Consider the following 18,102-nt stretch of genomic DNA (forward strand, 5'->3'; position numbering starts at 1 on the left):
GTCACGGGGCCGCGCGCCGACGCAGTTCCGCCCGGCCGGCGGTCACCAGCGTCGCCGCGGGCACGCCGCGGCCGATCATCAGCTCCAGCTGCAGCACGGCCTGGTCGGCCAGCAGCTCGAGCCCGTCGAGCACCTGCGCCCCGCGCTCGGCGGCGACGGCGGCGAGGGTGCTGGGCCAGGGGTCGTAGGCGAGGTCGAAGACCACCGGCGCCGTCGCGAACCGCGCCGCGACCGCCTCGGTCAGCGCACCGCCGGGCAGCGCGCTGACCACCAGATCGGTAGGCGGTGCCGCCGCGGACCAGTCCGCGATCTCGAGGCCCACCCCGGCGCGCGCGGCCAGCTCGCCGAGCGCGGCCGCCTTCTCCGGTGCCCGCGCGGCGACCAGCACCCGGCTGACGCCGAGGTCGGCCAGCCCGAGCAGCGCCGAGCGGGCGGTCGCGCCGCTGCCGAGCAGCAGCGCCGTCCGCGGCGCGAGCCCCGGGGCACAGCGGCGCACGGCGCGGGCCAGCCCCGCGATGTCGGTGTTGTACACGGTGACGGTACGCCGGTCCGCCGGCGCGTCCAGGATCACGGTGTTGCCGCCGCCGGCCAGCCGGGCCGCCGGGTCGATGCTGGCGCCGGGCAGATCGAGCAGCTCGGGCTTGTTCGGCATCGTCACGCTCAACCCGCGCCAACTCACGTCGAGGCCCTCGATCAGTGCCGCCACCCCGCCGCGCGGCACCTCGACCACGCCGTACTCCCAGTCCAGGCCGAGCTCGGCATAGGCGGCGCGGTGCATGGCCGGCGACAGCGAGTGCGCGATCGGGCTGCCGATCACCGCACAGCGCCGGATCGCGAGGGAGATCTCCGGCCTCAGCACTTGCCCTTGTTCTCAGAACACCAGCGTCGCCAGGTCTCGACATTGCGCTGGTGCCCGGCGGCATCGTCGGCGAACTTGGTCTCGCCGGTCTCCAGGTTCACCGCGACGAAGTAGAGCCAGTTGCCGTCGGCCGGATTCGCCGCCGCCTCCAGCGCGGCCTTGCCGGGCGCCGCGATCGGGCCCGGCGGCAGGCCGTCGGCGACATAGGTGTTGTAGGGCGAGGGGTTCTTCCGCATCTCCTCGCTGGTGGACGCGCCGCCCCGCTTGTTGTTGGCGTACATGACCGTGGTGTCGAGCTGCAGCTTCATGCCCTTGTCCAGGCGGTTGTACAGCACCCGTGCGACCTTCGGCCGGTCCTCGTCGCGGCGTACCTCCTCCTCGATGATCGAGGCCACGGTGACGATCTCGCGCGGCGAGCGACCGAGCTCCTTCGCCCGCTTCTCCAGGTCGATGTCGCCCGCCACCTTGTCGAACTGGCCGGCCATCGCGGCCAGCACCGGGGTCGGGCCGGCGGCCACCTGCACGTTGTAGGTGTCGGGGAACAAGAAGCCCTCGGGATTGCCCTCGGCCCACGGCGACAGCCCGTAGGACTTGCCGTCCTTGGCCGCCGCCTCGAACTCCTCGACGCTCATCCCGGTCGCCTTGGCCAGCGCCTCGTACTGCTCGCCGATCCGCAGGCCCTCGCGGATGGTCACCTTCTCCTGCTTCAGCGCATCGGGGGCGAGCATCCGGTCCAGCGCCTGGGCAGCGCTCATCTGGGTCAGCAACTGGTAGTAGCCCGCCTGCAGGTTCACCTCGTCGGTGCGGTTGCGGACGGCATTGCGCCAGGCCTCGGTGGACTTGATCACATCCTTCTCGACCAGCAGCGCGCCGATCTCGCTGACACTCGAGCCGGACGGCACCTCGACGAGGATCTCGGTCTCGCCCGGGCCGCGATAGTCCTCCGCGGTCAGGAAGCCCTCGATGCCGCTCTGCAGCTTGGTCATCGCGAACCAGCCGCCACCGACCAGCACAGCGAGGGAGATCAGCACGGCGATGGCGCTCTTGCCGTGATAGGCGACCGAACGCAGATTGACCCCCGACGGCGGGGTGGGCAGCTCGCCGCGGCCGTCGCGCGGCTCCGGCGCCTCGCCCGCCGCGCCCCGCCCGTGCGGTCTGGTGTCCACCGGGTCACTCACTGTTGCGTACCTCCCCGGTCCGGCTCTCGCCGGATCGTCACTTCCTCGCCGGGCGGCTGCCCGGTCGAGCGCTCGGCCTCCAGCGCGTCGGTCAGGATCGCCACCGCCGCAGCCTGGTCGATCACGGAGCGCTGCCGGCGGGCCTTGCGACCCTGACCGGTCAGCATCCGCGAGGCGCTGACGGTGGTCAATCGTTCGTCCACCAACCGTAGCGGAACCTCGGGCAACGCCCGGGCGAGCTGTGCTGCGTGTTCCCGGATGCGAGCCGCCGCCGGACCCTCACCGCCGGCGAGCGAGCGCGGGAGACCGACGACGATCTCGATCGGATCGTACTCGGCGACCAGCGCAACGATCCGGTCCACCGGGGCCGGCGAGGCGGGCACCGTCTCGACGGGGTACGCCAGGGCGCCGCGCGGGTCGCAGGCCGCGACCCCGATCCGTGCCTCGCCCCAGTCGATCCCGAGCCGGGTCCCGGTCCGCATGGCGCTCAGCCGCCGGACACGGCGCGCTCGACCGCCCCGAGCGCTTGGTCGGCGCGGGACCCGTCGGTGCCGCCGCCCTGGGCCAGGTCGGGTTTGCCGCCGCCCTTGCCGCCCAGCTCGGACGCGCCGACCCGGACCAGTTCCCCGGCGTTCAGCCCGCGATCGCGGGCCGGGCCGTTGACCGCGACCACGATGCCCGGCTTGTCGTCCGGCCCGCCGATCAGGGCCACCACGCCGGGCCGCTCGCCCAGCCGGTCGCGTACCTCCTGGGCGAGCGTCCGCAGGTCGTTGCCGGCGGCGTCGGCCCGCACGCCGACGAAGGCCACGCCGCCGAGGTCCTTGGCCCCGGCCAGGTGGTCCCCGATCGCCGCCCGCGCCCGCTCCGCGCGCAGGGCCGCGATCTCCTTCTCGGCCTCGCGGAGCTGGGTGACCATCCGGGAGACCCGGTCGGCGAGCTGGTCCGGCTGGACCCGGAGGGTGTCGGCCAGGCCGAGCACCAGGCTGCGCTCGGCGGCCAGCCGGTCGAAGGCGTCGCGGCCGACCAGCGCCTCGACCCGGCGTACCCCCGAACCGACGGAGGACTCCCCGGTCAGGGTCAGCAGGCCGATCTGGGAGGTGTCGGCGACGTGGGTACCGCCGCACAGCTCCCGCGACCAGGCACCGCCCAGCTCGACCATCCGGACCCGCTCGCCGTACTTTTCGCCGAACATCGCCATCGCCCCGAGCGCCTTGGCCTCGTCGAGGCTCATCTCGGTCGCGCTGACCGGCAGGTCGTCACCGATCGCCTCGGCCGAACGCCCCTCGATCTGGTCGCGCAGGTCCTTGCTCAGCGGCTGGTTGCTGCGGAAGTCGAAGCGCAGGTAGCCGGGCCGGTTGTAGGAGCCGGCCTGGACCGCCGTCGGGCCGAGCGCCTCGCGCAGCGCCGCGTGGATGATGTGGGTCGAGGTGTGGGCCATGCAGGCGCCGCGCCGGTTGTCGGCATCCACCTGGGCGGTGACCCGCTGCCCGGGGTGCAGCTCGCCCGCCTCCAGGCGGACCTTGTGCACGATCAGCCCCGGCACCGGCCGCTGCACGTCCAGCACCGTGAGGTCGGCGCCGTCGGCGCGGATGGTGCCGGAATCGGAGTCCTGCCCGCCGGCCTCGGCATAGAACGGGGTCTCCTCCAGCACGACCTCCACGACCTCGCCGGCCGTGGCCGCGGGGACCACCGCGCCGTCGCGGATTAGGCCGCGGATCCGGGTCTCCTCGCCGAGTTCGGTGAACCCGGTGAACCGGGTCTCGCCGTCGGCGCGGAGCTGGCGGTAGGCCTCGGTCGAGGTCGCGAGCCCCTTGCGGGCGCGGGCATCGGCCTTCGCGCGGTCGCGCTGCTCGGCCATCAGCGACGCGAACGCCTCCGTGTCGACCTTGAGCCCCTGTTCGGCCGCCATCTCCAGGGTCAGGTCGACCGGGAAGCCGTAGGTGTCGTGCAACTGGAACGCGCTCTCGCCGGACAGCGTGTCGCCGCCGGCCGCGCGGGTCCGGGCCGCGGCGCCGGTGAAGATCTGCGTGCCCGCGGTGAGGGTACGCGCGAAGGCGCCCTCCTCGGCATAGGCCGCGGTCGAGGTGCCGTCCCAGTTGGCCTCCACCTCCGGCCAGGACTGCGCCATCAGGTCCTTGCTCACCGGCAACAACTCGGGCAGCACCGCGGTGTCGACGCCGAGCAGCCGCATCGCGCGGACCGAGCGGCGCAGCAGGCGGCGCAGCACGTAGCCACGGGCCTCGTTGCCGGGGCGTACCCCGTCGGTGAGCAGCATCAGCGAGGACCGCACGTGGTCGCCCACGACGCGCAGCCGCACATCGTCCTCACGGTCCGCGCCGTAGGTTTTGCCCGCGAGCTGTGCAGCGCGCTCGATGACGGGGAAGATCTCGTCGATCTCGTACATGTTGTCGACGCCCTGCAGCAGGTACGCCGTGCGCTCCAGCCCCATGCCGGTGTCGATGTTCTTGCTGGGCAGCGGGTGCGCGATGTCGAAGTCGGACTTCGACCGCACGGCCGACAGCTCCTCGGACATGAACACCAGATTCCAGATCTCCAGGAACCGGTCCTCGTCGACGATCGGGCCGCCGTCCGGGCCGTAGGCCGGCCCGCGATCGATGTAGATCTCCGAGGACGGGCCGCCGGGGCCCGGTACGCCCATCTGCCAGAAGTTGTCGGCCAGCCCCCGGCCCTGGATCCGCTCGTCGGGGATGCCGACCTTGCGCCACAGCTTGCGCGCCTTCACGTCGCCGTCCGGATAGTCCGGGTGGTGGCCCGGCCCGAGCACGGTGACCCAGAGCTGGTCGGGGTCGAAGCCGAGGCCGCCGGCGCCCTGCGGGGTGGTGATCAGCTCGAACGCGTAGCGGATGGCGTCGGCCTTGAAGTAGTCGCCGAAGGAGAAGTTGCCGAGCATCTGGAAGAACGTGCCGTGCCGGGTCGTCTTGCCGACCTCGTCGATGTCGAGCGTCCGCACGCACTTCTGGGCGCTGGTGGCCCGGTCCCACAGCGGCTTCTCCTCGCCGGTGAAGTACGGCTTGAACGGCACCATCCCGGCCGGCACGAACAACAGGGTCGGGTCCGGGTAGACCAGCGACGACGACGGGACCAGCTCGTGGCCGTTGCGCACGAAGAAGTCCAGGAACGTACGCCGGATGTCGGCCGTCTTCATCGAGTTCCTTCGGGGTCGAGCGATGTGGGTACGCCCGCGCGGGCGGGCGGCGTACAGCCTAGCGCCGCGCCCGCCGAACGCCTGTCGAGCAGCGATCGCACCGCCGGTCGAGCAGGCTCGCGAAGCGGGCGCCGTCGAGACCACCCATCCACCGCCGGTCGAGCAAGCTCGCGAAGCGGGCGCCGTCGGGACCAAGCCCCGAGCACAGCCCGAGCGCGCGGCGTACCCACCCCGCCCGACGAAACCGACCACTCGCCCCGATTGTGGTGGACTTCCCAGGCCCAAGGCAGCCGAAAGCCCGACGAGTGGTCGCTTTCGGCGCGAAGCGCCCCGAGCGGTCTCGACAGGTTCGACCAACGCCGGTCGAGCAAGCAGGGAGCCAGCGCCGGTCGAGCAAGCGAGGGAGCCAGCGCCGGTCGAGCAAGCGAGGAAGCCAGCGCCGGTCGAGCAAGCGAGGAAGCCAGCGCCGACCAAGCCCCGAGCACAGCCCGAGCGCGCGGCGTACCCACCCCGCCCGCCGAAACCGACCACTCGCCCCGATTGTGGTGGACTTCCCAGGCCCAAGGCAGCCGAAAGCCCGACGAGTGGTCGCTTTCGGCGCGAAGCGCCCGTCCGGTCTCGACAGGCTCGACCAACCAATCTTGCCGGGCTGACCGACGAGGCTCGACCAGCTCAGGCGCGGCGGCGGGCCAACGACTCGGCCGGCTCCGGGTCGATCTGCTCGACGACGGGGGCCATGCCCAGTTCGGCCCGGATCTCGGACTCGCGGCGGCGGGTGTTGATCAACACATCGTCGGCGAAGTCGGCGATCTGGTTGCCGACGTGCTGGGCCCCGCGGGCGACGCGGGCCACGACGGCGTCCGGCCGGGTCTCGGCGATCACGGCATCCACCTTGCGTCGGGCCCAGCGGAAGACCAGCACCCCCGCGACGGCGCCGACGCCGAGCAGGACGACATTGCGGATCACCGGGGCTCCAGATCCGTCCGGGTGACGATGTCGGCCCGATCGGGACGGGGGCCGCGCGCCCGCCTGCGTTCGCCACGCCGACGCCGCTGCCCCACGGCCAGCCGGAGCCCGTGCACGAAGGCGGTCAGCCGGATGATCGGGCCGCCGACGGCGGTGGTCATCAGATTGGACAGTTGGGCGCCGTTCTCGGCGATGGTGCTCACGCTGCCGGACAGCTTCGCGGCATCGTCGGTGACCACTCCGACCTTGGTCAGCTCGACATTGGTCGCCTGGACGGTGCCTTGCAGCTCGGTCAGGATCGGCACCGATTCGTCGCCGATCTCGTCGACGGTCTCCCGCATCGAGTCGAACAGCTTGCCGAGCTTGTACAGCGGCACCGCCAGGAAACCGACCAAGATCAACAGGGCAATGGCGGCCAGCAGGCCGGCCACTCCGCCAAGGGTCACAGTCATGGCCGCGAGCCTAGCCGTCCGGCGCCGGCCGGGGTCGCCCGGTGGTCACCGCGGCCCGTCGACGGTCCACCCCGTCGCGCGGTCCAGGGCCTTCTCCACCTGCGGCCGCGCGGTCTGCAGATAGCTGCGGGTGAGGTGGTGGGTGTCGAGGTAGACGCCGACATTGCCGATGGCGGCCGGGCAGTACCCGTCCGGGCACAGCAGGTCGGTGAAATCGATGCCGACCACCCGGGGGTCGCCGGACACCTCGGCCAGCGGCGAATCCGCCGCCAGCATCTCCTCGGCCGGCGCCCCGCACAGCGGTGAATCGCTGCCGTACCGGGCCAGGCACTCCGCGGGATCCTTGGCCCAGCGCGGGTTGTCCCGGACCGCCAGCACGGTCATCCCGGCCTGCACGAACGGGGCGACCGCCTCGGCGTACCCCGGAACGGCAATCTCGTCCGGCTCCTGCCAGCCGGTCCGGGTCGCCACGGTCAGCACGGCGTCGGCGCGCTCGTCGAGCACCTTCTGGGTGGCCTCCCGGTTGAAGGCCGCGCAGTCGGCGGCGGCGTCGTCCAGCTCGCCGCGCAGCTCGCAGTCGGCCATCTCCAGTTGCAGCAGCCGCCAGCCGCGGTCCCGGGCGATCGGCAGCAGGGCACCCACCCACTGCGCGGCGTGCGAACTGCCGACCACCGCGACGGTCGCCGTCGTCTCCCCCTCGGGTTCGAACAGCTTGCAGCGGGCGGCGACGCCTTCGCCGAAGGCATAGTCCGGGCACACGTCGATCTCCGGCGCCCATTCGGCCGACAGCCGGTTGGGCAGCGGCAGCAGCGGCCCGGGCACCGCGTCGGCCGGGTCGTAGCCCGGTTCGAGCACCCGCGCGCCCGGATTCGCCGAGATGGGCTGCGCCGACGCCCGGGCGGCCTCCGCGTCCTCCCAGCGCTGGACGCCGAGCACCAGGCCGACCACCAGGACCAGCGTCACGCCGGCCACCGCGCCGTCTCGGGTCCACCCCGGCAGCGGGCCGAACCGCGGGCGCCAGTCCCGCAGCGGCACCTCGACGAAGCGGCGGGTCAGCGCCGCCAGGACCAGGCTCGCGGCGATCACCGCGGCACCCTGGACCACCCCGACGGACGGGTCGTCGGTGACGATGATCCAGAACGTGAGCAGCGGCCAGTGCCACAGGAACAGCCCGTAGGAACGCTCGGCCAGCCAGCCCGTCACGCGGTGCTGCAGCAGGCCCCGGGTGATCTGCCCGCCACCGCCGCTCAGGATGACTGCCGCGGTCGCCAGCGTCGGAACCAGGGCGACCACACCCGGATAGCGGACATCGGCGGGCAGCACGAATGCGGCGCCCAGCAGCGTCGTCAGCCCCAGCGCGCCGAGGACGGTGCCGGCCCGGCCACCGACCTGCCAGCGCTCGACCGCCAGGGCCAGCAGCCCGCCGAGCGCGAACTCCCACAACCGGCCGCTGGTCGCGAAGTACGCCGCGACCGGCGCCTGCGCGGTGCTCGCGACCCCGTGGGCGAAGGACGCCACGAACAGCACGCCGAACGCCGCGGCCAGCACCCGCCGCATTCGCCGCCCGTCGCGGATGGTGGTGATCGCCCCGAGGCCGAGGCAGAAGGCGATGATCACCTGCCCCTGGATGGACAGGGACCAGAAATGTTGCAGCGGGCTGGTCAGCTCCGAGGCGGCGGTGTAGTAGTTCACGGCCGAGTCGATCAGCACCTGGTTCTGCCGGAAGGTCAGCGCCGCGACGGCCTGCTGCCAGATCGCGGCCCAGCGCGTACCGGGAATCAGGAACGGGGTGGCCAGCACGACCGCCGCCACGGTCACCGCGGCCGCGGGCACCAGGCGCAGCATCCGCGAGAACAGCACCTGCAGCGGCCGTCCGTCCTCGCCCCGGTCATGCCGGCGCAGGAAGGTCCCGGTGAGCAGGAATGCCCCGATCAGCAAGAACGCGTCGATTCCACCGGAGATCCGCCCGAACCAGACGTGGTGCAGCACGACCAGCCCGATGGCTACGGCGCGCAGGCCGTGGATCTCGGGGCGGAACGTCATCCGGGCACCTCGCTGGTCTGGGTCCGTACTCGGCGGTCGGTGTCGACAAACAGTCGCCCACCCTACCCGCTCAGCGCCTCCGGCCGAGCAGCTCCTCGATCACCCGCAGCCGCTCGGCAACGGCGGCCTCGCGCCCGTGCTCGGTCGGCTCGTAGTAGCGGGCGTCGGCCAGCTCGTCGGGCAGATAGGCCTGCTCGGCGACGCCGTGCGGGGAATTGTGCGCGTGCCGGTAGCCCACGCCGTGCCCGAGCTGTTTCGCGCTGGCGTAGTGGGCGTCGCGCAGGTGCGGCGGGACCTGCCCGATCCGGCCGGCGCGGACATCGGCGCTGGCGCGCTCCAGCCCCTGGTAGGCCGCATCGGACTTCGGCGCCATCGCGCAGGCGACGGTGGCGTGGGCGAGATTGATCCGGGCCTCGGGCATGCCGATCAGTTGCACGGCCTGGGCGGCGGCGACGCAGGTCTGCAGCACGCTGGAGTCCGCCATCCCGATGTCCTCGGAGGCCGCGATGACCAGTCGGCGCGCGATGAACCGGGGATCCTCGCCGGCCTGCAACATCCGCGCCAGGTAGTGCAATGCGGCCTGCACGTCGGAGCCGCGCATCGACTTGATGTAGGCGCTGATCACGTCGTAGTGCTGGTCGCCGTCGCGGTCGTAGCGCACCGCGACCACGTCGACGGCCCGCTCGATGGTCGCCGGGTCGATGCTGGTCGAGCCCTCGGCGCTCGCCCCGGCGGCGGCCTCCTCGAGGAAGGTGAGCGCGCGACGCGCATCGCCTCCGGCCATCCGGAGCAGCGTCTCGCGGCCGTCGGCGGTCAGGGCGTACCGCCCGCCGAGACCGCGTTGCTCGACCAGGGCCCGGTCGATCAGGGTGCCGATGTCGTCATCGGTGAGCGGCTTCAGGGTGAGCAGCAGTGATCGCGACAGCAGGGGGCTGATCACCGAGAAGCTCGGATTCTCCGTCGTCGCGGCGATCAGGGTGACGATCCGGTTCTCCACCGCCGGCAGCAACACGTCTTGTTGCGCCTTGGAGAAGCGGTGCACCTCGTCGACGAAGAGCACGGTGGGTACGCCGCGCGCGAGATCACGCCGGGCCTCCTCCAGCACCGCGCGGACCTCCTTGACCCCCGCGGTCACCGCCGACAGCTCGACGAACCGGGCATCGGCGGTCTGCGACACCACGCTCGCGATGGTCGTCTTTCCCACGCCGGGCGGGCCCCACAAGAAGACCGACATCGCGGCCTCGCCGGTCGCCAGGCGGCGCAGCGGCGCGCCCGGCGCGAGCAGGTGTTGCTGGCCGAGGATCTCGTCGACGGTACGCGGGCGCATCCGCACCGCCAGCGGCAGCCGGTCGTGGTCGGCATCGAGGCTGCCGCCGCCGCGGCCACGCCCGGTCGCGGCCGGTGTGGTGTTGCCGAAGAGGTCCTCGCTCATCCGGCGACCAGGAACGCATCGAGGTCGGCGATCACCCGCGCGTCGAGGGAGTGGCCGAGCCCGGGATAGGTGTGGACATCGACCCGCGCGTGTCCGTCGAGCCAGGTCTGCGTCGCCTCGGCCCAGCGGGCCGGCACGACCGGGTCCGCGACATCGCGCGACCAGAAGACCCGCGGCAGCGGGTCGGCCGGCGCGGGCTCGGGCGTACCCGGCGCCACGAAGCCCGACAGGACCAGCCAGCCCTCCGCGGCCTCCGGTCGGGCCGCCATCGCGGCGAGACCGACGCTCGCGCCCTGGGAGAAGCCGCCGATGAAGACCTCGCGCCAGCGCCCGGACTGGCCAGCCAGCCATTCCAGCACCGTCGCTGCGGCCGCCGCGGCCTGCGTGGCATAGGCCGGGGCGTCGACGATCCCGCCCGGCACCAGCTCCAGCGGATACCAGGCGCGGCCACCCCAGGGCAGCGCGAACGGCGCGCGCGGAGCGGCGACGACGAAGCCGTCCGGGAGGTGCGGCGCGACACCGAGCATGTCGGCCTCGTCGGCCCCGAAACCGTGCAGCAGCACCACCAGCCGGTCAGCGCCCGAGGTCGACGGGTCGGCGGAGAATCGCACCTGCAGCTCGGCCGGATCTGGGGTCAGGGCAGACATGGCCGCCATGTTAGGGGGACGGTCCGACAACGACCGCTCAGTGCAGGATCGGGATCTGTGCCGGGTAGCGGTACAGCTCGCCGCGGGATGCTCGCAGGGCGCCGATGACGTGACAGACGACGGTGAGCACGGCGGCGATCACCCAGAGGATGATCGCGACCGGGATCCCGATCACGGTGATGAACAGGATCCAGCCGATCACCGTCATCAGCCAGGCCCACAGGTTGAAGTTGAACGCACCGGCCGCCGAACCTCGGACCAGGGGCCCGCGCCCGCGGAACAGCAGCCAGATCAGCAGCGGCCCGGCGAAACTCAGCCAGCCCGCGGAGATGATCATGGCAATGATCGCGGACAGGTGCGCCAGCACCGCCAGCGTCCGGTCGTCGCCGCCCGCCCGCATGTCGCCCGTCATCTCTGCTCCTCACCTGGCTCGGTGGTCCGGTCGCCGTCCTGCGCGGGTCGATCGGTCTTGTCGGCCTGCTCCGGCCGCGCGTCGACGCCGGCCTCCTTGCGCTGCTGGCTGGTGATCGGCGCGGGTGCGCCGGTGAGCGGGTCGTAGCCCCCGCCGGACTTCGGGAAGGCGATCACGTCGCGGATCGAGTCGGTGCCGGCCAGCAGCGCGACGATCCGGTCCCAGCCGAACGCGATGCCGCCGTGCGGCGGCGCGCCGTAGGCGAACGCGTCGAGCAGGAAGCCGAACTTCTCGGTCGCCTCGGACTCGCTCAGGCCCATCACCTTGAACACGCGCTCCTGCACGTCGCGGCGATGGATACGGATCGAGCCGCCGCCGATCTCGTTGCCGTTGCAGACCAGGTCGTAGGCATAGGCCAGCGCGGAGCCGGGATCGGTGTCGAAGGTGTCCATCGATTCCGGCTTCGGCGAGGTGAACGCGTGGTGCACCGCCGTCCAGGCGCCCGAGCCGACCGCGACATCGCCCGAGGCCACCGCCTGGGCGGCGGGCTCGAACAGCGGCGCGTCGACCACCCAGCAGAAGGCCCAGGCGCCGGGCTCGATCATGCCGGTACGCCGGGCGATCTCGACCCGGGCGGCGCCGAGCAGCTCCTGGGAACCGCGGCGCTCCCCCGCGCCGAAGAAGATCGCGTCACCGGGCTGCGCCCCGACCCGCTCGGCCAGGCCGGCGCGCTCGGCGTCGGAGATGTTCTTGGCGACCGGGCCGCCGAGCTCGCCGTCCGCGCCGACCGTGACGTAGGCCAGCCCCTTCGCGCCGCGCTGGCGCGCCCACTCCTGCCAGGCGTCGAACTGCCGGCGGGGCTGGTCGCCGCCCCCGGGCATGATCACCGCGCCCACGTAGTCGGCCTGGAAGACGCGGAACGGGGTGTCGGCGAAGAAGTCGGTCACCTCGACGATCTCGTTGCCGAACCGCAGGTCCGGCTTGTCGGAGCCGTAGCGATCCATCGCGTCGTGCCAGGTGATCCGCGGGAACGGCGGGGTCAGCTCGACGCCCTTCAGCGCCCAGATCTCGCGGGCCAGCTCCTCGCCCAGGGCGATCACGTCGTCCTGGTCGACGAAGCTCATCTCGATGTCGAGCTGGGTGAACTCCGGCTGCCGGTCGGCCCGGAAGTCCTCGTCGCGATAGCACCGCGCGATCTGGTAGTAGCGCTCCATCCCGGCGACCATCAGCAACTGCTTGAACAGCTGCGGGCTCTGCGGCAGCGCGTACCAGGAACCGGGCGCCAACCGGGCGGGCACGAGGAAGTCGCGGGCCCCCTCCGGCGTGGAGCGGGTCAGCGTCGGGGTCTCGATCTCGACGAAGCCGCGCCGGCCCAGCACGTCGCGGGCGACCCGGCTGACCTGCGAGCGCAGCCGCAGCGCGTCGCCGGCCGAGCGGCGGCGCAGGTCCAGGTATCGGTAGCGCAGCCGCGCCTCCTCGCCCACCCCGGAGCGATCATCGATCTGGAACGGCAGCGGGGCGGACGGATTGAGCACCTCCAGCTCGCTGGTCACCACCTCGATCTCGCCGGTCGGCAGGTCCGGGTTCGCGTTGCCCTCGGGGCGCAGCTCCACGGTGCCGACGACCTTGATCACGAACTCGTTGCGCAGGTCGTGCGCGCCCGAGGCGTCCAGCACCTCGTCGCGGACCACCACCTGGGCGATCCCGGAGGCATCGCGCAGGTCGAGGAAGGCGACGCCGCCGTGATCTCGGCGCCGGGCCACCCAGCCGGCGAGGGTGACGGTGGTTCCGGCATCGGCCGCGGTCAGGGTCCCGGCCTCGTGGGTGCGCATCACGGGTGTCGCTGTTCCTCTCGTCGTGGCCCCGCATCGACGGTGCGGGCGCCGGTCAGGGCGATGCTATGCCCCGCCCGGCAGCCGGCGCACACCCATTACCCCGGCATCACCTCAGCATCGGCGAGGTGGGTACGCCGCCACCGGCGAGCGCCATCAGAACGGCAGCCACTGCCCGGTGGGCCTGCCCCCGCTGACCCCGGTCAGCACGAAGGACGCCGTCGGCTCGCCATCGCTTTCGAAGGTGCACGACGCTCCACCGCGGCAGGTGCCGGTGGCGCTGAACTCCCACTTCACGGTGGTCCGGATCGTCGCCACGTCCGGGCTGTACTCGACCTTCGCGCCCCGCATCGGGTCGTTCTTGATGTTCCAGTCGATGCTGCCCGAGTCGACCTTCTGGCTGGTGCCCGCCTGAATGCCGAACGGGCACCCCTCCGGCGCGAGCTCCTTGGCCGAGGCGCACTTGTCGAGCGACCGCTTTGCCTGGTCCAGGGCGAACTTGCGGCCGTTGTCGGTCAGCTCCATCGTGCCGGTCCACTCGGCCGGTCCGGGCTTGCCGACCACGATCTCCCGCTCGGTGTACTGCACCCGGTCCGAGCCGGTCGTCATGGCGTACCCGCCGGGCAGTGCCAGCGCAGCCGATCCGGACTCGATCGCCTGGCCGTTCACCTGCAGCGCCCCGTCGGAGACCAGGGTGAGTTCTGCGAGCCCGTTGTCGATCATCCAGCCGTCGCCGGTACTGGTGAGCTCGAACGTGTAGCTCTGCGAGTCCCCGCCGACGGTGTAGGTCGCATCCACCTGGGCGCTGTCGAGCGCGTCGGAGACGGTGACCTCGCCGACCTCGGCGCCGCCCACCGCGGCGATGTCGCGGGACTGCTTGACGGCCTTGTCCGCCAACAGCGGCGCATCGTCCGGCACGTTGCTCAGCAGGCCGAGCGCGTCGGCGGCATTGCCGTCGGACAGCGCGGCGAAATACCGCTCGACCGTCTCGGTCGCGCCGTCCGCACGACGCTGCTTCTCCGCCTCGTGGGCGGCCGCGGCCTGCTCGGCCGCCTGCCGGTCGAGCTGTCCCTTGATCAACACACCCCCGCTGATCAGCACGATCAGCCCGACCACGCCGGCCGCGATTCCGATCAGCAGCTTGCGCGACTTCTTCGGGGCCGGGCCACCCGGCGGCATCGGGCCGTAGCCCTGCTGCCCGTGCCCCTGCTGCCCGTGCCCCTGCTGCCCGTGCCCCTGCTGCCCGTATCCCTGCTGCGGGCCCTGGTAGGACGGCGGGGGCTGGTTCGGGCCGGGCTGGTTCGGGCCGGGCTGGTTCGGGGGAACCTGGTTGGGCGGCCCCTGGTAGGGCGGTCGATGCGGTGGCCCCTGGTTGGGCGGGCCCTGCCACGGCGGCTGCTGTTGCGGTCCCTGACCGGGCCCGCTGGGGCCCCATCCGGGACCGTTGGGCGGTTGCGGCGGCTGGCTCATCGAGACTCCCTGGAACATGCGCGGGGACCTGCGGGCGGGGGCCCGGCAGCGGTACGCCGAGACTAACTCCGCGACGGGCCACCCGACCCGCTCAGTCCCGGGTGTCGCCGTAGAGCCTCGCGATCTGCTCCGAGCCGAGCCATCCCGAATACGCCGGCGACCGGGGCCAGCCGTCCGGCGAATCCTGCCAGTCCTCCTGCCTGCCGTAGGGCAGGACGTCGATCAGCGCGAAGCTGAAGCTCAGTTGTTCCGCGCCGCGCCCGCCGGTGGTCCAGGTGCGATAGACCTGATCGCCGTCGCGGAGGAACACGTTGAACCCGAATCCGCCGCCGGGCGGCGCGCCGACGTCGGCCCCGAACGGGCTGTCGGCCGTCGAGTACCACTCCATCCGGTTCCCGACCTTCTCCCGGTAGGCCAGCACCTCGTCGATGGCACCCTGCGTGACGATCACGAACCGGGCGTCGTAGGCGTCCAGGAAGCCCAGCCGCGTGTACTGGCTGGTCAGCCCGGTGCAGCCGGCACACTGCCACTCCTGTCCCGGCGACCACATGTGGTGATAGGTGATCAACTGGCGCTTGTCGCCGAAGATGTCGACCAGCCGGACCGGGCCGTCGGCACCGACCAGCGTGTAGTCCGGCATCTGCACCATCGGCAGCCGGCGGCGCTGGGCGGCGATCGCGTCCAGCTCGTGGGTCGCGGCCTTCTCCCGCGCGCGCAGCGCGTCGAGTTCGGCCTGCCAGGTCGCCGCGTCGGCGACCGGCGGAAGCGCGGTTGGCATGTGCCCTCCTCGATCGGTGGTTTCTGCGAACCTAGGCCGTCGCGAGGGGGCGCGCTTCTCCGATCTTGCGGCTCAGTGCAGGCGTACCGCCGGCCGCCGGTCGCCCGCTGGCGGCTGCCACGCATCGGGATCGGCCGCGACCTGCTCGCCGCTGCGGATGTCCTTGACCTCACCGGAGCCGAACCAGACGAACGGGATGCCGCGCCGCTCGGCGTACCTGATCTGCTTGCCGAACCGGTCCGCCCTCGGCGCCACCTCCGTGGCGATCCCCCGCGCGCGCAGCCGGCCGGCGATGTCGATCGCGGCGGGCCGGCTGGCCTCGTCGTCGACGGCGACGAGCACCGCGGTCGGTACGCTGCGCGACGCGTCGGCCCACCCCGCGGCGACGAGCGGGGCGAGCAGCCGGGTCACGCCGACGCTGATCCCGACACCCGGCCAACTGTGCCTGCCATCGCTGGCCAGCGAGTCGTAGCGTCCGCCGGAACAGATCGAGCCGAGCTCGGGGTGGCCAGCCAGCTCGGTCTCGTAGACGGTGCCCGTGTAGTAGTCGAGCCCGCGCGCGATCCGCAGATCGGCAACGACGCCGCCGGGCCGGTACGCACGAGCCGTCTCGATCACCGCGGCGAGCTCGGCGAGCCCCTCGTCCAGCAGTTCGTGGGACACGCCGAGGGCGCGTACCCGCTCGACGAAGCCGGTGTCGGGGGTCCGGATCTCGGCCAGTCGCAGGCAGGCGGCCGCGGTGTCGGTGTCCAGCCCGAGCTCGTCGACCAGCAACGCGGCGACCTTCTCGGACCCGATCTTGTCCAGCTTGTCGACGCGCTGCAGCACCCCGGCGGGCTCGGCGATGCCGAGTCCCCGGTAGTAGCCCTCGGCCAGCTTGCGGTTGGCCACGTGCATGGTGACCTCGGGCAGGCCCAGCTCGTCGCTCAGCCGGCCGAATGCCTCCAGCATCACCAGGGGAATCTCCGCGTCGTGGTGGGCCGCGAGCTGATCGGCGCCGACGATGTCGATGTCGGCCTGGGTGAACTCGCGGTAGCGGCCCTGCTGCGGTCGCTCGCCGCGCCAGACCTTCTGGATCTGGTAGCGGCGCAGCGGGAAGTTCAGCTTGCCGGCGAACTCGGTGACATAGCGGGCGAACGGGACGGTGTTGTCGTAGCGCAGTCCGAGCTCGGCCTCGGTCTCGGCGTCGGCGTGCAGGCGGCGTACCGCATAGACCTCCTTGTCGATCTCGCCCTTGCCGGCCAGCACCGACAGCGGCTCGACGCTTCGGGTCTCCAGCGAGCCGAAGCCGTGCAGCTCGAAGGTCTCCCGCAGCAGGTCCAGCACGCGCTGTTCAACGATGCGCCCCGCGGGCAGGTACTCGGGGTATCCGGACAGGGCGGTCACGCGCGGGCTCATGGCGGCCCAGCCTAGCCACGGCGCGACCGCTCGCCCGGCCTCGTGCACTGCCCGGGACGGGAGTGCCGGATGCGGCAGTATGGATCCATGACCGAGTCCGACAAGCCGACCCCTGCCCCGCCGCCCGGCCCCGCGCCGGCCGCCGGGTCGCCGGCCGGCCCGCCCGTTCCGGGCGCCGCCCCGCTGCCCACCGCTCCGTCCCCGGAAGCCGCCGCCCCCGGACCTGCGCCGGACTCGTTCGGCCGGGTCGCCGAGGACGGCACGGTCTATCTGCGGACCGACGAGGGCGAGCGCGCGGTCGGCCAGGTGCCGGACACGACCCCGGAGGAGGCGTTGGCCTTCTTCACCCGGCGCTATGACGCGCTGGCGCTGGAGGTGCAGTTACTGGAGACGCGGGTCCGCGGCGGCGCGCTGTCTCCGGAGGAGGCGCGCAAGGCCGTCGGGACGGTACGCCGCAGCATCGACGGCGCCAATGCCGTCGGCGACCTGCCAGGACTGCTCGCGCGACTGGACGGGCTGGAGCCGGTGCTGGCCCAGGCGCAGCAGCAGCGCCGCGAGGAGCGCGCCCGCAACCAGGCCGAGACCCGGTCGGCCAAGGAGCGGATGGTCACCGAGGCGGAGAAGCTCGCCGCCGGCAACGACTGGCGGGGCGGGGTGAACCGGTTCCGGGCGCTGCTGGAGGAGTGGAAGGGCCTGCCCAGGATCGACCGGGCGACCGACGACGAGCTGTGGCACCGGTTCTCCTCCGCGCGCACGCAGTACACGAAGCGCCGCAAGGCCCAGTTCGCCCAGCAGGCGGAGCGCCGCGAGCAGGCCAAGGGCGTCAAGGAGAAGATCATCCGCGAGGCCGAGGGCCTGGCCACCTCGACCGAGTGGGGCCCGACGGCGGGTGCCTTCCGGGACCTGATGTCGCGGTGGAAGGCCGCGGGCCCGGCGCCGCGGGAGGTCGACGAGAAGCTCTGGCAGCGCTTCCGCGGCCTGCAGGACCAGTTCTTCGAGGCCCGCAATGCCGCGATGAGCGCCCAGGACGAGGAGTTTCGCGGCAACCAGGAGGCGAAGGAGGCGCTGCTCGCGGAGTACGAGCCGCGGGTCCGCCCCGATGAGGACCTGGCCGGCTCGCGGGCCGCGTTCCGGGAGTTCCTGGAGCGCTGGTCGGAGATCGGCAAGGTGCCGCGCGATGCGATCCGGCCGCTGGACGGCCGGGTGCGGGCGATGGAGCAGTCGCTGCGGAGCACCGAGGACGCGGAGTGGAAGCGTACCGATCCGCAGGCCCGGGCGCGCGCGGAGGACACGGCGAACAAGCTGACCGCGCAGATCGCCGGGCTGGAGGAGAAGGCCGCGAAGGCCGAGGCACGCGGCGATGCGTCGGCGGCCCGGAAGGCGCGCGACTCGGCGGCGACCTACCGCAGTTGGCTGGAGCAGGCCGAGAAGGCCGTGCAGGACTTCTCCCGTTAGTCGGCCGTCCGGCC

General features: G+C 72.5%; 15 protein-coding genes. 1 reads left to right on the forward strand and 14 read right to left on the reverse strand.

From position 1 onward, the window contains the following. Window position 1: 1 nt before the first annotated feature. The 14 genes from GGQ54_RS00605 to hisS form a co-directional block, all read right to left on the reverse strand. A complete protein-coding gene (locus tag GGQ54_RS00605) occupies window positions 2-859 on the reverse strand; it encodes a shikimate dehydrogenase (RefSeq protein ID WP_179443621.1) in 858 nt (285 codons plus the stop codon). After that, on the reverse strand, window positions 853-2,037 hold the full coding sequence (mltG, locus tag GGQ54_RS00610) for an endolytic transglycosylase MltG (protein ID WP_179443622.1): 1,185 nt from the start codon (window positions 2,035-2,037) through the stop codon (window positions 853-855). The genes GGQ54_RS00605 and mltG overlap by 7 nt, the downstream gene beginning before the upstream one ends. Next, complete coding sequence (gene ruvX / locus GGQ54_RS00615; RefSeq protein ID WP_179443623.1) at window positions 2,034-2,519, reverse strand: Holliday junction resolvase RuvX; 486 nt, start codon at window positions 2,517-2,519, stop codon at window positions 2,034-2,036. Before ruvX ends, mltG begins: the two co-directional genes overlap by 4 nt. 5 nt (window positions 2,520-2,524) lie before the next feature. Next, window positions 2,525-5,203: an alanine--tRNA ligase gene (alaS, locus tag GGQ54_RS00620; protein ID WP_179443624.1), complete on the reverse strand. Its 2,679-nt coding sequence runs from the start codon at window positions 5,201-5,203 to the stop codon at window positions 2,525-2,527. 672 nt (window positions 5,204-5,875) lie between these two features. Continuing rightward, entirely contained in the window at window positions 5,876-6,169 is a 294-nt protein-coding gene (locus GGQ54_RS00625; RefSeq protein WP_179443625.1) for a hypothetical protein, read from the reverse strand. Further along, window positions 6,166-6,621, reverse strand: coding sequence for a DUF948 domain-containing protein (locus GGQ54_RS00630; RefSeq protein ID WP_218843577.1), 456 nt, complete (start codon window positions 6,619-6,621; stop codon window positions 6,166-6,168). The genes GGQ54_RS00625 and GGQ54_RS00630 overlap by 4 nt, the downstream gene beginning before the upstream one ends. A 45-nt stretch (window positions 6,622-6,666) precedes the next feature. Continuing rightward, entirely contained in the window at window positions 6,667-8,664 is a 1,998-nt protein-coding gene (locus GGQ54_RS00635) for an acyltransferase family protein (protein ID WP_179443626.1), read from the reverse strand. Window positions 8,665-8,734: 70 nt separating this feature from the next. Continuing rightward, on the reverse strand, window positions 8,735-10,096 hold the full coding sequence (locus GGQ54_RS00640) for a replication-associated recombination protein A (RefSeq protein WP_179443627.1): 1,362 nt from the start codon (window positions 10,094-10,096) through the stop codon (window positions 8,735-8,737). After that, on the reverse strand, window positions 10,093-10,743 hold the full coding sequence (locus GGQ54_RS00645; protein WP_179443628.1) for an alpha/beta hydrolase: 651 nt from the start codon (window positions 10,741-10,743) through the stop codon (window positions 10,093-10,095). Before GGQ54_RS00645 ends, GGQ54_RS00640 begins: the two co-directional genes overlap by 4 nt. Before the next feature lie 37 nt (window positions 10,744-10,780). Next, entirely contained in the window at window positions 10,781-11,155 is a 375-nt protein-coding gene (locus GGQ54_RS00650; protein WP_179443629.1) for a DUF4870 domain-containing protein, read from the reverse strand. Beyond that, window positions 11,152-12,990, reverse strand: coding sequence for an aspartate--tRNA ligase (aspS, locus tag GGQ54_RS00655; protein WP_179443630.1), 1,839 nt, complete (start codon window positions 12,988-12,990; stop codon window positions 11,152-11,154). Before aspS ends, GGQ54_RS00650 begins: the two co-directional genes overlap by 4 nt. 153 nt (window positions 12,991-13,143) lie before the next feature. Continuing rightward, on the reverse strand, window positions 13,144-14,457 hold the full coding sequence (locus GGQ54_RS00660; RefSeq protein WP_179443631.1) for a hypothetical protein: 1,314 nt from the start codon (window positions 14,455-14,457) through the stop codon (window positions 13,144-13,146). Window positions 14,458-14,548: 91 nt separating this feature from the next. Next, window positions 14,549-15,235 (reverse strand): DUF899 family protein, encoded by a 687-nt coding sequence (locus GGQ54_RS00665; protein WP_179443632.1) that lies wholly within the window; start codon window positions 15,233-15,235, stop codon window positions 14,549-14,551. Window positions 15,236-15,307: 72 nt separating this feature from the next. Beyond that, a complete protein-coding gene (gene hisS / locus GGQ54_RS00670; protein WP_179443633.1) occupies window positions 15,308-16,633 on the reverse strand; it encodes a histidine--tRNA ligase in 1,326 nt (441 codons plus the stop codon). Window positions 16,634-16,720: 87 nt separating this feature from the next. Here hisS and GGQ54_RS00675 point away from each other — a divergent pair, with 87 nt between their 5' ends. Further along, on the forward strand, window positions 16,721-18,088 hold the full coding sequence (locus GGQ54_RS00675) for a DUF349 domain-containing protein (protein WP_179443634.1): 1,368 nt from the start codon (window positions 16,721-16,723) through the stop codon (window positions 18,086-18,088). Window positions 18,089-18,102 lie beyond the last annotated feature (14 nt).

It is taken from the genome of Naumannella cuiyingiana (genome assembly GCF_013408305.1).
GTDB classification, from domain to species: Bacteria; Actinomycetota; Actinomycetes; order Propionibacteriales; family Propionibacteriaceae; genus Naumannella; species Naumannella cuiyingiana.

Excerpts from the sequence above, each read along its gene's own strand:
- ruvX (WP_179443623.1), bottom strand. The coding sequence starts at position 2,519 with ATGCGGACCGGGACCCGGCTCGGGATCGACTGGGGCGAGGCACGGATC.
- alaS (WP_179443624.1), bottom strand. The coding sequence starts at position 5,203 with ATGAAGACGGCCGACATCCGGCGTACGTTCCTGGACTTCTTCGTGCGC.
- GGQ54_RS00630 (WP_218843577.1), bottom strand. The coding sequence starts at position 6,621 with ATGACTGTGACCCTTGGCGGAGTGGCCGGCCTGCTGGCCGCCATTGCC.
- GGQ54_RS00635 (WP_179443626.1), bottom strand. The coding sequence starts at position 8,664 with ATGACGTTCCGCCCCGAGATCCACGGCCTGCGCGCCGTAGCCATCGGG.
- GGQ54_RS00640 (WP_179443627.1), bottom strand. The coding sequence starts at position 10,096 with ATGAGCGAGGACCTCTTCGGCAACACCACACCGGCCGCGACCGGGCGT.
- GGQ54_RS00645 (WP_179443628.1), bottom strand. The coding sequence starts at position 10,743 with ATGTCTGCCCTGACCCCAGATCCGGCCGAGCTGCAGGTGCGATTCTCC.
- GGQ54_RS00650 (WP_179443629.1), bottom strand. The coding sequence starts at position 11,155 with ATGACGGGCGACATGCGGGCGGGCGGCGACGACCGGACGCTGGCGGTG.
- GGQ54_RS00660 (WP_179443631.1), bottom strand. The coding sequence starts at position 14,457 with ATGAGCCAGCCGCCGCAACCGCCCAACGGTCCCGGATGGGGCCCCAGC.
- GGQ54_RS00665 (WP_179443632.1), bottom strand. The coding sequence starts at position 15,235 with ATGCCAACCGCGCTTCCGCCGGTCGCCGACGCGGCGACCTGGCAGGCC.
- hisS (WP_179443633.1), bottom strand. The coding sequence starts at position 16,633 with ATGAGCCCGCGCGTGACCGCCCTGTCCGGATACCCCGAGTACCTGCCC.
- GGQ54_RS00675 (WP_179443634.1), top strand. The coding sequence starts at position 16,721 with ATGACCGAGTCCGACAAGCCGACCCCTGCCCCGCCGCCCGGCCCCGCG.